Raw genomic sequence first — 12665 nt, 5'->3', positions numbered from 1 at the left:
TACCATTAAATTCGTTATAATTTATAAAGAATATAAGGGGTATAAAATGAAAAAAATACTATTGTTAATATTAATTGAAATTATTATGATTGGAGCCATGTATGGATGTTTACTAATTCTCTCGGGAATGGGAATTCATGGGGGTGACATTTCCAGGATTATTCCATTTGCAAGTATCTGTGTGGTTACTCTATTTTGTGTAAAAATAATAGATCAATCCTCATTTAAAGAATTAGGTTTTAACTGGTCAGTAAAAATATTGATTATAATGCTTCTATTTTTGCTTATAGGTATGGTGCCACTTTTCTATGATTTATTAACAGGAGATATACAACATAATACAGAGGCTATAAGCTTTACAATATTATATTATTGTATTGTTGGGTTTTCAGAAGAATTATTTTTCAGAGGTTATATCGCTCAAAAAATGAAAGATATGTCGTTGCTATCATATATTATAGTATCATCTGCTATGTTTGCGGCTCTGCATTTTATCAGTTCAGAGCAAATTAATGTTTTTATCTATATATTACTATTCCTTTTTGGGGTATTTTTTGCAATTCTTTATAAAGTGGTGGGTTCCTTGATTCCGTTAATCGGTTTCCATGTTGCCTGGGATATAGCAACAACCTATAGCGATGCATATAACAATATTTTACTGGTTTTTTTAATACAGGGCATTGTGCTTTTTGTTGCCATACTAATAAATAAATTATTAATATGATATTTTTAAAACGGAACAGGAACAAGGAAATCAATAAAAATTAGTAGATAAGAAGAAAAAGAGGACTGAGCTTAGTCCTCTTTTTTGACTCTATTTTTGACTCAGTTCTTACGTGAAACGGATAAAATCAGATGAAAAGAGAGAAAACGTAAATTATATAAAAAGCCTGCATCCGTGGGAAAGATAAAGGCTGATAAAGGCAGAGAAAAGAACCTACTCCAAATGTTTTTTACGAGTGGAAGGTCACGAATACTTGGTTAATATGCCCTTTAGACCTTGCTTGTAAATATGGAATATTATAATAAATTTACATATTTATTACAAAATATATATAAATTACCTGGTTTTTTGGTATTTACTTTTACATTCATAAACTATAATTACGAAGTAGTTATGAAGAGTACATAAAAAATATTATGATAGGAGAATTTATATGAAAAATTATGCAAAAAAGGTTTCATCATTAGTTTTATTAGTGACAATGCTTTTTACCAGTTTTTCTTTTGTACCAACGACGGTATTTGCTGCAGATTCAAAAACAGTTGTATTTTCTGGTTCAACCTCGGTTAATCCGCTTATTCAGGCCCTTGCAGAGGCGTTTATGGCTAAAAACCCAGGTATCAAAATTATTGAACAGAATGTTACCGGTTCCGGATCAGGTATTGCTGATGCCGAGAGTTCCAATAGCACGGTTGATTTTGGTATGTCAAGCAGAGCGTTAACAAGTGATGAGTCAGCAGTACTGAACCAAATTCAGATTTGTATGGACGGACTTGCTGTTGTTGTAAATAAAAAGAACCCACTTAATGAGATTTCTCCTGCACATCTATATAAAATCTATACGAAAGATGATTCTGCTGCTAATTGGAATCAGATCAGTGATTCTTATTCAAAAAGTACTAAGATTGCTCCTTTTGGACGTGAAGCCGGTTCCGGTACCAGAAGCTGCTTTGAAGACTTTTTTAAAGTAGATTATGGCAAGGCACTTCCTGGCGGTTATGATTTAAAACTTGACGGCTCCTTATCAAGTACAGGTGCTGTTCAGACAGCCATTCAGAATAATACCGGAGCGATTGGTTATATGTCTCTTGGAGATATGGATGAAACGAAAGTAAAGGCTCTGAAAATAGAGGGCGTTGAACCGTCTAAGTATACTGTAGCAGATGGTACATATGCAATTAAGAGACCTTTCTTGCTTGTTTATAATAAGAATAAAACAATATCTCCTTCCGCACAGTCATTTTTAGATTTCATTGCAAGCGCTGACGGACAGAAGATTATTGATAAATTAGGTTTTATTAAAAATGGTCTTGTTAGAACAAAAGCTACAGATATCACCTTAAGAAGTACCTCCGTTACAATTAATCCCGGTTTCAGCTATTCTTTAACTGCAACTATCCAGCCTGCAGATGCAAGTGATAAGAAATTAACTTATATCTCCTCAAATCTCGCTGTTGCGACTGTTTCTTCCACCGGTATGATCAAAGGCGTGGGAGCCGGTACTGCAACTATTACAGTTAAGACTACAGATGGTTCTAACATAATAAAAAAATGTATAGTAACCGTAGCAAGTCCTGTAACCAGCGTTAAATTAAGCAAGGCAGAGGCTTCTGTAGCAGTAGGTAAGACCGTGACTTTAAAAGCAACCGTTAATCCTTCCGCTGCCGCTGACAAAAGTGTTATCTGGAGTTCTTCTGATAAAAAAGTAGCGGCTGTCTCTTCAAAGGGTGTTGTTACCGGTAAAAAAGCAGGAAATGCAGTTATCACAGTTACAACCAAAGAGGGTAAAAAAACTGCAACCTGTAAAATTACAGTAACAGAATAATTCTTAGCTTAATAATAATCGGAAGTAATTACGCATGAAGTTATTAACAGTTCCCGCTGATCGTTTCTTACATAAGATCAATTTGTATTGATCGATAAAGGTAAATGAAAGTCTTAATATATAGAATTTTTATTGACACTGCCACCTGGCAGTGTCAATATCCTATTCTCAAGGAGAAGATATGAATAAGCAGAAAGTATATATTTATAACAGTATTTTTAAGGCGGTCGTATTTTTCTTTGCATTAATTACCATCATATCGGTAGTTTTAATCGGAGTGTTCATGATTGCAAACGGAGGCCCCAGTATCGTAAAGGTAGGGCTTAAAGAGTTTTTATTTGGAACTGTATGGAATTCTGCGAACGAACCTCCCCAATACGGAATAGCAACCTTTATATTATCTTCTTTTTATGTAACTTTTTTTACGGTATTGATTGCAGTACCGATTTCAATTTTAGTAGCTCTTGCCATCGGACAGCTGATGCCAAAGAAACTGGGTACGGTTATCCGGGCTGTTATCAGCTTGTTAGCCGGTATTCCCTCGGTTATTTATGGCTTTTTGGGACTGATTTTTATCGTCCCCTTTGTTCAGAGACTATATGATCTATCCTCCGGATTATCCATGCTTTCGGCTATTATTGTATTAATTATTATGACACTGCCTACCATTATCAGCGTAAGTGAGTCGAGTATCAATGCGGTAAACCAAAGTTATCTGGAAACTGCCTTTGCCCTAGGAGTCCGTAAGGAGTATGCTCTATTTACGGTAGTACTGCCGGCAGCGAAATCGGGGATCATGGCAGCGGTTCTCCTTGGAGTGGGCAGGGCAATCGGCGAAACCATGGCGGTTATCATGGTAGCCGGTAACATTCCCCAGATGCCGAAAATGACGGAACCGGCCCGTTTCTTAACAACGGCTATTGTTACCGAAATGTCCTATGCAACAGAACAAACCAGAGGAGTATTGATTGGTATTGGTTTAGTACTGTTTGTGTTTGTTTTTATCATCAATTCTATTTTTCATTTTTTTATAAAAAAGGCGGGTAATATAAATGGATAAAAAAAGGTATGATAAACAAATAAGACCTGGTATCATAGCCGTTCGGGTTTTGATTTATACGGTAACAGCTGTGGTGGTTGTTTTAGTCGCGGCAATTATAGTATATCTTATTGCCAAAGGGCTTCCTTATATCAATTGGGAATTTTTATCCCAGGCACCTTCCCGTCTGAACGAAACTTATGGTATTGCACCGATGATTATTAACACATTATATATTGTAGTAGTTACACTTATCGTATCAATACCGGTGGGAATAGGAACTGCAATCTATCTGGCAGAATACTCAAAACCAGGAAAAATTATAATAGCATTTCGTTTCTGTATCGAAATTCTGGCAGGAATTCCGTCCATCGTATATGGTTTATTTGGTTTGGCGTTTTTCGTTAATGCCTTAAAATTTGGCAGCGGCAGCGGTTCTATGCTCTCAGGCGCTCTCACCTGTGCCCTGATTGTTATGCCCACTATGATCCGTACCACAGAAGAAGCGCTTTTGCAGGTAAATCCATCTTACCGGGAAGCGGCATTTGCTCTCGGAGCTTCCAAGCTGTACATAATTCGCACCATTATGCTTCCCTGTGCCTTACCCGGAATTGTTGTAGCAATTATATTAAGTATAGGACGTATCGTTAGTGAATCTGCAGCACTTATTTATACAGCAGGAGTAGATTACACCATGCCGGCCAATTATGTAAGGCATATTATTGAACCTGGGGCAGGCTTGACGGTGCAGCTCTATTTATATGCAACCGAAGGCGGTACGCCAGATTGGGTTCCTTATGCAATGGCTGCGGTATTAATGATTCTGGTGTTTATTATTAATCTTACTGCTAATATAATTGCAGGACGATTCAAAAAGAAAGTGAGCGCTTAATAATGGGCATTATTTCTACGAGAAACTTAAATCTCTATTATGGAGACAAAAAGGCAATCAATAATATAAATATGGATATTGAAAAGAATGAGATTACTGCATTAATCGGACCCTCCGGCTGTGGTAAATCAACTTTTTTAAGACTTCTGAACAGAATGAATGATATCATTCCTAATTGCAGGATTACAGGGGAAGTAATATATGATGATATCAATATTTATGGCAGCAAAATCGACCCTATGCTGATCCGTAAGAAAATTGGTATGGTATTTCAGAAACCTAATCCTTTCCCGTCAAGTATCTATGACAATATTGCTTATGCACCGAAATATCATGGTAAAAGAAAAGGTGAACTGGATGAAATCGTGGAAAGCAGCTTAAGAGCCGCTGCCCTTTGGGAGGAAGTGAAAGACCGTTTAAAAAAAAGCGCCCTGTCGCTGTCGGGCGGACAACAGCAGCGTCTTTGCATTGCCAGGGCCATTGCCCTTAATCCGGAGGTAATTTTACTGGATGAAGCAACCAGTGCCCTTGATCCTATTTCTTCTTATAAGATTGAGGATTTGTTAATCAAATTGAAAAAAGTCTATACCGTTGTTATCGTTACCCATAATATGCAGCAGGCTTCCCGTATAGCAGATAAAACAGCTTTCTTTTTAATGGGTGATCTGATTGAATTTGATACTACCGATAAAATCTTTACCAATCCAGGCAATAAGAAAACATCGGATTATGTGTGCGGACATTTTGGCTAATGTCTTGGAGCCGGGGTTATTCTCATATTGGCCATCCGTATCATTAAATGGAAGGTTTTAAAAACATTGATATTGACAAATTTGCCGGTATTACGTAAGATAGAACTTAACAGAATAAGCATAATAATTTAGTTGAGGAAGGCGGAATGTTATCCGGTATGCTTTAGAATTATAACAAGTGTACACGGAAAAGTAATTTTAAAATCACTTAGCAGAATATTTGAGTAAAAGGTATAGCTGTTTTAATGAACAGTTTAGTTTTTGTACTCATTTATTTGGATGATTTTAAGATTACTCTCAGGTGCTTTTATCAAGGAGTTTGAGCCGCAGAGTAAATCTGCGGTTTTTTATTTGCCAGGAAAGTTCTCCGAACTTCCCGGGTAAATAAAATGCCCGACCGGCAGGATACGCTTGAGACTACATGGTAATTGGTCACTAAAGTGACAGCGCTTCGCCTCTGGTGTCTGGCAAGTCAGACTCTTATTAATTTAGGCTAAATTATTATGCTTTTATTTTGTTAATAAAATTGGAGGAATTAATTATGATGCAAAAAGATAATAACATTATTATAAACGGTAATTTAAATATAAATCTGTTGCTAAATTCGGTGAAAAAGCCGGACTTAAATACTGATGATGAGGAACTATTCTGGGATGACCCTCATATAGCACAGCAAATGCTGGAGGCTCATTTAAATCCGAATTGGGATGCGGCAAGTTATAATCATAAAACAATTGAACAGATTGTAGAGTGGCAGACAAAATACCTGAATTTAAAAAAAGGTGCAAAAATATTAGATCTGGGCTGTGGCCCCGGTCTCTACTGTACCAGGTTCTCAAGGTATGGGTTAAATGTTACAGGCATGGATTATTCCCATAATTCTATTGATTATGCCAGGAAGTATGCGGACACAAATTCCTTAGACATTCGGTATATCTGTCAGGATTATATTACAATGGACTATACCCATGAGTTTGATGCTATTTTCCTGATATATTGTGATTTAGGTGCGCTTTCTGATAATAGACGGGATCTGTTATTAGAAAAGATATATAAAGCCTTGAAACCTGGTGGTACCTTTGTATTTGATGTTTTCACAAGGTTCAATTGGGAGCAGCTGCCTTTGCGTAATTGGTATATGAGCGAATCTGGATTTTGGAAGCCGAACCCGCATCTTGTTCTGGAACAGACGTTTGACTTTGAAGTCGAGAATATTTTGCTGCGGCAGTATACCATTCTAGATGACAAGGGCGCTATAACTACCTATCATTTAAGAGACCATTATTACTCTAAGCAGAATATTCTGCAATTAATGAAGAAATATGGTTATCAGGTACAGGATGTTTGGAGTGATCTAACAGGTAAGAATTATGAGGAAAAAACAAAATGTCTGGGTGTTGCTGCCACAAAGTAGATAGTTCATTTTTTCCATAGAATCAATGAAGTGGTTTTACTTACAAGGTAATTACCAATGTTGCATATAACTACAGAAAATGGTAAAATATGGTTAAAATAAAAATGTTTAACGGAGTTAAAGATGAAAATTCATAAAGCAGATTTAAACCATATAAAAAATAAACCTTACATCAGGCTGAAGTGCATATCGGTTCTATCTATCGCAATATTCTTACTATTATTGATTACGATGATAATTAATATTACGGTTGAATATGGAGCCGATATTAATACATTAAGAGCTTTTCTTCATGGTCTGATTTATGCTCCGCTGCTGATAGGGGCCATAACGATTCATATCCTATTTCGCAGAAAATTAAAGCAGGATTATTCCGACAGAATAAAATCAAGGACCGGAAAAGAAAATATGACTCATATTATCGCAAAAACGATTGCAATCATAGCTGCAGTTTTCCTTATACTTTTAGTAATGATCCCATATGCTGCATTGCCTATGTTTATGAACCGTCATGTTAATTACCGCGGGTATGCAACGTTTGATTTCCCGCTGCAGGATGTTTTTCAGGCGGCCGATTATAATCTGAAAGAAAATCAAATGTATTTAAAGAATGAGGATGGTCTGAATATATGGGTTTCGGAAATATATTACGACCATCCGAAAGCAGTTATTATTTATTTAAGCGGTATAGTACAGCCATCTGTTACATATTTTTACGGACATGCAAAATTCATGCAGGAAAAGGGTTACTCATCCATATTACTTGAAGTCCGCGGGCATGGAAAAAGCGATGGTAACAGGATATGTCTGGGTTATGACGAAGTGAATGATGTGAAAGCTGTTGTAGATTACATTAAGCACGAAGAAAAGTATAAAGATGTACCGATTGTGGTGCAGGGAGCTTCTATGGGCGGTGCGATTGCGGTAAATGCATTTGGACAGATAAAGGATATTGATGCTTTGATCGCTATGTCGGCATATTCCAGCTTTGAAGATGTTGTGCTGGACGAGCTTGCGGGACTTGGGGTACCGGTTTTTCTTCGGTCTATAGAAAAACCGCTTTTCAAATCCTCTTTAAAACTGGTATATGGCAGTAATAAAGTAGACCATATTAAACCTGTGGAGCAGATTAAAAATGCCGATGGAAGACCTGTATTTCTAATTGCGAGTAAAGGGGATACCGAAGTGCCTGCCGTTAGTATGCATAGGTTAAAAAAAGCATATCCGGACGCGGAAGTTTGGCTGCGTAATTCTTGGGAGCATTTTATCGTGAAAGACTGTGATTTTAAAAATGTTGCAAAAGATGAGGAATACTGTAGGAAAGTTCTCGGTTTTTTAGAAAATGAGGTGCGGCATAAATGATCATTTATATTTAAAACAAAGTCTTCTAAACGTTTAATTCTGCTGTATAAGGATTTTGTGACATGCCTGAATTACCTGATATACATGTGTTGCCTAAAAGAGGGCTGGAAACAGTCCTCTTTTTCAGATTCAATTTTTAACGAAACTTAGGGTTAATGTAGTGGTATCTGATACCTCGATTTAGGTATTTGATTCCACCGCGGTTGATATGTATAAAATAAATTTATATAATTTAGGTAAGTTTAATTTAGATTAAGGGAAGGAGGAAAGTTCTTTTGAAACTGTCAGTAAATCAAAGTCTGGATATTAAAGAGAATGAAATTATTATTAATTGTACTGTTATGGATGACAGATTAAAAAAGCTGATTAACATCATAAGGCAGCACTACTTTTCACTGCAGGGAATCAAGGGTACCGGGAGTTATACAATCCCACTGGAAGATATTATCTTCATAGATTCTGTGGATGGTAAAACCTTTCTTTATTGCAGCAAAGAAGTATATGAATATAAGGATACATTATCTTCTTTAGAGCAGATGCTTTTATATACTTCTTTTGTACGTATCAGTAAAAACTGCATGATGAATCTGAATGAATTAAAAAGTGTTCGGTCCTATTTAAATCACCGAATGGAAGCAACAATGAAAAATGGCGAAAAACTTATTGTATCAAGAAATTATATTGATAATTTAAAGAAAAAATTAGAAGAATAGGGAGATATCACATGAAAGAGATAAGAAAGTATCATATACCTAATATATGTATGACATTTACATTAATAATTGTATTTACGTCCATTAACAATCTTATTAATAACAACGATCCGACGGGATATCATGTTTTTGTATTACAGTTTGTGGCACTTTTAGTTGTAACACGTGCAGTAATTTATCTAATTAACAAGGTAGATTTTAAGAATGAACACCTTCAGGATGGAATTGTATATTGTTTGATCTATGGTATATTTTTGACAATGGCTTATTTTCTTAACTGGTTTGGTTTCAGAATTTCAAATATCATTATATTTACAATTATATATATTGTTATTACCGCAGGTCTGACTATTCATAATGCCAAAATCAGTAAAGAAGATGAAATATGGATTAACAGCAAGCTGGAACAAAGAAATAATATAATCCAGGAAACAAAAGAAGAGAAACATTTTACCGAATAAGATCTTAATTCTATTTAATACTTTTACCTAAGTGACAAAAGAAGAATAAAACAATAAAACACGATCATAAAAGAAAGACTCCCTGTCAATTCGGCAGGGAGTTATATATGTTTTAGATTTTATACTGAATCTGAAAAGTTATTAGGTTATCTGATATATAACGTGTTAAAAATTTTTTTATACTTACGATAAAAGGCTGTGCATATTATAGGAAAAAGTCTTTATGTCCTTAAAAATGTTTATTCGCCGTTATACATAAAAGCAAGTAATTTTTTAATATCTTCCGGTTCGTATGCAATAAGTTCGATCTCATCGATTTTACCTTCTGTAAAAACATTGGCCAATGCAACATATTGCGACAGCTTTGACTTTAAATTTAAACGGTCTCCTTCGTTTGTAACCAATTCAACTTTACCGGAGCATGAATCAATAATCTTAAATAAACCATTCACATTAGTAATATTCATCACTTTCATCTTGATATTCTCCTTCCGATCTAGAATTCTTCAAAAATTCTTAAACCCCTTTTAAATACAGTCAAAATTATTAGATTGGATTAATTATTTACAATATAATTATACACTAGATATATCCGATATAGCAAGCCGTTGTTAATATTTTTAAAATAAAAAGGAACTCAAATTGTAATTCAATAAAAGCTAAAAATCAACTGCATTTCGGTTAGAAAATGGCGTTTCGTTTACAAATATTCAATTTTCAGTTACAAATATTGAATCTGAATTTACAAAGTGGCATCTTGCATTACTATTGACTGCAGTATAAAAGTGAATTTTGGGTATGATGATAAAAATATATCGTATAACGATAAAAATATATTGCGTAATTAACTATCCTATTGTATAATATATTTAAATTTAAGAAATAAAAGAATTCATTTATGTAAAATAAAGGAGATATTGTTATGAAACAGCAGGAGATGACAAATTGGTTAAAAGGAATCTGTATTGGTATTACGGTTATGGGTCTTATTTTCTTTGGACTGCTTATTCCAGAGCTTGCAGTTGAGAGCAGGAAGCAATATCCGGAAGTGGCCTTTTTATTCTGGCCAGGTCTAATCTATGTATGGGTAATTGGGGCCTTAAGTTATGCAATTCTATACCAGTTCTGGAAAGTTTGTATACAGATTGGTAAGGATAATTCGTTCTCCCTTGAGAATTCAAGATCCTTTGTCATAATTAGTAAATTAGGAGTTGTAATATCTGCTATCTGCTTCCTGGGAATGGTTTATCTGGGGATAAATAAATGGTTGAACCCAGGTGTAATGTTCCTTATGATTGGTGTTATTTTTATAGGGATTATAATTACTGTTCTGGCAGCTGCGCTTTCCAGACTCATCTTAAAAGCATATGAGTTGAAAAAAGAGAATGAACTTACGATCTGAGGTGAATGATATGGCGATAATAATTAACATCGATGTAATGCTAGCAAAAAGAAAAATGAGTGTAACGGAATTATCGGAAAAGGTGGGAATTACAATGGCTAATATCTCCATATTAAAAAATGGGAAAGCGAAAGCCATAAAGCTGGATACTTTGGATAAAATTTGTAATGCCCTTAAGTGTCAGCCGGGAGATATTCTTGAGTGGAAAGAGGAAGAAAGCTGATAGAGGAAGAAGTGCAAAGAAAAATATCTTCACACTGGAAGAACTCCGAAATGAGCACGGAGGATGCTCATTCCAGACTACTTCCTCTGTTATTTGAGATGCCGCCTAAGCGGCATTATGACTGGAGCGTTGAAAGAAGTTTTATTTTCAACATCAGAAATTTGTGTCAGCCTGATTCTCGGCACAAATATGAGGTGCGCACAAACGTGTGCAGGAAAGGATAGAAAAATGGAAGAAAATCAAAAAGCTCTGGATTGTGGTATTATACAGGGTATATCAAATACAAAGGAAAAGGTATCTTTTAGCAGACTGGAATGTATTTATGCGTATCTAATGTTTGCAATCGGTTTTTGTTTTATGCGTTTTGTATTATGGAATGTTACCGGGATATTTACAACTATATTTTTTATAGGAACGGCATTTGTCTGCTTGTATTATCTTAAAAAGAACAATTATAAGTTTTATAATATTCATAAAATAATATTTGGATTAATAATGATATTCAGTTTAGTTTTTTCCATTACTGCAAACAGCTTTATTAAATCTCTAGATATAGTATTTTTATTAATGCTGGGAAGCTATTGGGTTTATGCCGTATGCAAAGAAAATAAGGATATTGAACGATTTTTCTTCTTTGATATGTTAAAAGCTGTTATGGTAATGCCTTTCTTAAGCTTTGGAAAGACATTGCAGGTGATAGTATCCTCAACAAGCAGATCAAAAGCCGGTAATACTATAAAGCTTGTGTTATTAGGACTTGTGGTGACGATTCCCTTAACTATGGTGGTCGCATTGTTATTAATAAGTGCTGACAGCGGAGTTGAGGCGGTATTAAATGCGGTATTTGGTAATGTCTTTCAGTACAGTTTTATAACAATTGTTCAGTTTACCATGGGTATACCGGTTGCTTTGTATCTCTTTGGAATGCTTTATTCCAATGTGAATAAAGTCAAAGCAAATGTTCTTACCGAAGAACAAACGGCTCATAAACTGGAAAGCATTAAAATATTCCCAAACCTGGTTATGTATTCGGCCGTAACGCCTGTCTGTATTTTATATATCCTGTTTTTTATTTTACAGATACGGTATTTTATATCCGCTTTCACAGGAATTTTACCGGAGGCCTATAGTTATGCAGAATATGCGAGAAGAGGTTTTTTTGAATTATGTTTTACAGCTGTTATTAATCTTATGATACTTATATTTATTAATTTCCTTTCGAAACAGAGCGGTGAAAATAAACCTGTGCTGCTTAAAGTTTACAACGTACTTATATCAGTATTTACTATTTTACTTTTAACGACGGCTCTTAGTAAGATGATATTGTATATTAGTAATTACGGACTTACTCAGTTAAGAGTATATACATCATGGTTTATGCTGCTTCTGGCAATTGTGAATGTGCTGATTATAATGAAACAGTTTCGGGCAAATTTTAACTTTGCAAAATATGCGGTGTTAGTTTTCGTATTTCTGTTTGGTGTACTGTGCTTTTCTAATGTAGACGGTAATATTGCAAGATATAATATAAAGATGTATCAGGCAGGTTATCTTAAGGAACTTGATGTGGATGCACTTTGCAATTTATCGGACGATGCATTGGTTTATGTACTGAAAGAAAAAATAGATATAAATGATAGATTGGATTGGCTAATAGATTTCTATCATAACAATCCGGGTTATACCTATAACCTTTCATCCTTTCGAGTAAAGTTATTATTGGAGAAAAATCAAGAGTAGATTGAAACTTGATGAAAGGAAACTGAATGAAATTGATTGAAAAAATAAATTGATATTCGAATATATATAAAAATTTAATTAATAGATTAAAAATTATCAAGGCCAATGCCTGGATAAA

13 protein-coding genes are annotated in these 12665 nt (G+C 34.9%); 12 read left to right on the top strand and 1 reads right to left on the bottom strand.

Features of this window, described 5'->3' with window-relative positions; all coding sequences use genetic code 11:
- The first annotated feature begins 46 nt into the window (after window positions 1-46).
- From RBU59_RS14275 to RBU59_RS14235, 9 genes are all read left to right on the top strand, one after another.
- Window positions 47-724 carry a CPBP family intramembrane glutamic endopeptidase gene (locus RBU59_RS14275; RefSeq protein WP_308143190.1) on the top strand — a complete coding sequence of 226 codons (678 nt, stop codon included), beginning with the start codon at window positions 47-49 and terminating at the stop codon, window positions 722-724.
- 433 nt (window positions 725-1157) lie between these two features.
- Complete coding sequence (locus tag RBU59_RS14270; protein WP_308143189.1) at window positions 1158-2549, top strand: substrate-binding domain-containing protein; 1392 nt, start codon at window positions 1158-1160, stop codon at window positions 2547-2549.
- A 181-nt stretch (window positions 2550-2730) separates the two neighbouring features.
- Window positions 2731-3609: a phosphate ABC transporter permease subunit PstC gene (gene pstC / locus RBU59_RS14265; protein ID WP_308143188.1), complete on the top strand. Its 879-nt coding sequence runs from the start codon at window positions 2731-2733 to the stop codon at window positions 3607-3609.
- The gene (pstA, locus tag RBU59_RS14260; RefSeq protein ID WP_308143187.1) at window positions 3602-4480 is read left to right on the top strand and encodes a phosphate ABC transporter permease PstA; all 879 of its coding nucleotides are present in this window, start codon (window positions 3602-3604) and stop codon (window positions 4478-4480) included. The genes pstC and pstA overlap by 8 nt, the downstream gene beginning before the upstream one ends.
- Window positions 4481-4482: 2 nt before the next feature.
- Entirely contained in the window at window positions 4483-5232 is a 750-nt protein-coding gene (gene pstB / locus RBU59_RS14255) for a phosphate ABC transporter ATP-binding protein PstB (RefSeq protein WP_308143186.1), read from the top strand.
- Window positions 5233-5773: 541 nt separating this feature from the next.
- The gene (locus RBU59_RS14250) at window positions 5774-6646 is read left to right on the top strand and encodes a class I SAM-dependent methyltransferase (protein WP_308143185.1); all 873 of its coding nucleotides are present in this window, start codon (window positions 5774-5776) and stop codon (window positions 6644-6646) included.
- Between the two features lie 123 nt (window positions 6647-6769).
- Window positions 6770-8008 (top strand): alpha/beta hydrolase, encoded by a 1239-nt coding sequence (locus tag RBU59_RS14245; RefSeq protein ID WP_308148522.1) that lies wholly within the window; start codon window positions 6770-6772, stop codon window positions 8006-8008.
- A 275-nt stretch (window positions 8009-8283) separates the two neighbouring features.
- Window positions 8284-8721, top strand: coding sequence for a LytTR family DNA-binding domain-containing protein (locus RBU59_RS14240; protein WP_308148521.1), 438 nt, complete (start codon window positions 8284-8286; stop codon window positions 8719-8721).
- Between the two features lie 11 nt (window positions 8722-8732).
- Window positions 8733-9182, top strand: coding sequence for a DUF3021 family protein (locus tag RBU59_RS14235; RefSeq protein WP_308148520.1), 450 nt, complete (start codon window positions 8733-8735; stop codon window positions 9180-9182).
- A gap of 239 nt (window positions 9183-9421) precedes the next feature.
- Here RBU59_RS14235 and RBU59_RS14230 read toward each other — a convergent pair whose 3' ends face one another.
- A complete protein-coding gene (locus RBU59_RS14230) occupies window positions 9422-9658 on the bottom strand; it encodes a polya polymerase (protein ID WP_308148519.1) in 237 nt (78 codons plus the stop codon).
- Between the two features lie 446 nt (window positions 9659-10104).
- Here RBU59_RS14230 and RBU59_RS14225 point away from each other — a divergent pair, with 446 nt between their 5' ends.
- From RBU59_RS14225 to RBU59_RS14215, 3 genes are all read left to right on the top strand, one after another.
- Entirely contained in the window at window positions 10105-10584 is a 480-nt protein-coding gene (locus tag RBU59_RS14225) for a DUF2975 domain-containing protein (protein ID WP_308148518.1), read from the top strand.
- Window positions 10585-10594: 10 nt separating this feature from the next.
- Window positions 10595-10807: a helix-turn-helix domain-containing protein gene (locus tag RBU59_RS14220; RefSeq protein WP_308148517.1), complete on the top strand. Its 213-nt coding sequence runs from the start codon at window positions 10595-10597 to the stop codon at window positions 10805-10807.
- Between the two features lie 228 nt (window positions 10808-11035).
- Window positions 11036-12547 (top strand): DUF4153 domain-containing protein, encoded by a 1512-nt coding sequence (locus tag RBU59_RS14215; protein WP_308148516.1) that lies wholly within the window; start codon window positions 11036-11038, stop codon window positions 12545-12547.
- Window positions 12548-12665 lie beyond the last annotated feature (118 nt).

Source organism: Anaerocolumna sp. MB42-C2, from assembly GCF_030913705.1.
Taxonomy (GTDB): Bacteria; Bacillota; Clostridia; order Lachnospirales; family Lachnospiraceae; genus Anaerocolumna.
The sequence above is the reverse complement of the archived record's forward strand: the minus strand, read 5'-3'. Positions and strand labels throughout refer to the sequence as shown.

Coding starts and splice junctions, on each gene's coding strand:
- RBU59_RS14275 (WP_308143190.1), top strand. CDS start 47: ATGAAAAAAATACTATTGTTAATATTAATTGAAATTATTATGATTGGA.
- RBU59_RS14270 (WP_308143189.1), top strand. CDS start 1,158: ATGAAAAATTATGCAAAAAAGGTTTCATCATTAGTTTTATTAGTGACA.
- pstC (WP_308143188.1), top strand. CDS start 2,731: ATGAATAAGCAGAAAGTATATATTTATAACAGTATTTTTAAGGCGGTC.
- pstA (WP_308143187.1), top strand. CDS start 3,602: ATGGATAAAAAAAGGTATGATAAACAAATAAGACCTGGTATCATAGCC.
- pstB (WP_308143186.1), top strand. CDS start 4,483: ATGGGCATTATTTCTACGAGAAACTTAAATCTCTATTATGGAGACAAA.
- RBU59_RS14250 (WP_308143185.1), top strand. CDS start 5,774: ATGATGCAAAAAGATAATAACATTATTATAAACGGTAATTTAAATATA.
- RBU59_RS14245 (WP_308148522.1), top strand. CDS start 6,770: ATGAAAATTCATAAAGCAGATTTAAACCATATAAAAAATAAACCTTAC.
- RBU59_RS14235 (WP_308148520.1), top strand. CDS start 8,733: ATGAAAGAGATAAGAAAGTATCATATACCTAATATATGTATGACATTT.
- RBU59_RS14230 (WP_308148519.1), bottom strand. CDS start 9,658: ATGAAAGTGATGAATATTACTAATGTGAATGGTTTATTTAAGATTATT.
- RBU59_RS14225 (WP_308148518.1), top strand. CDS start 10,105: ATGAAACAGCAGGAGATGACAAATTGGTTAAAAGGAATCTGTATTGGT.
- RBU59_RS14220 (WP_308148517.1), top strand. CDS start 10,595: ATGGCGATAATAATTAACATCGATGTAATGCTAGCAAAAAGAAAAATG.
- RBU59_RS14215 (WP_308148516.1), top strand. CDS start 11,036: ATGGAAGAAAATCAAAAAGCTCTGGATTGTGGTATTATACAGGGTATA.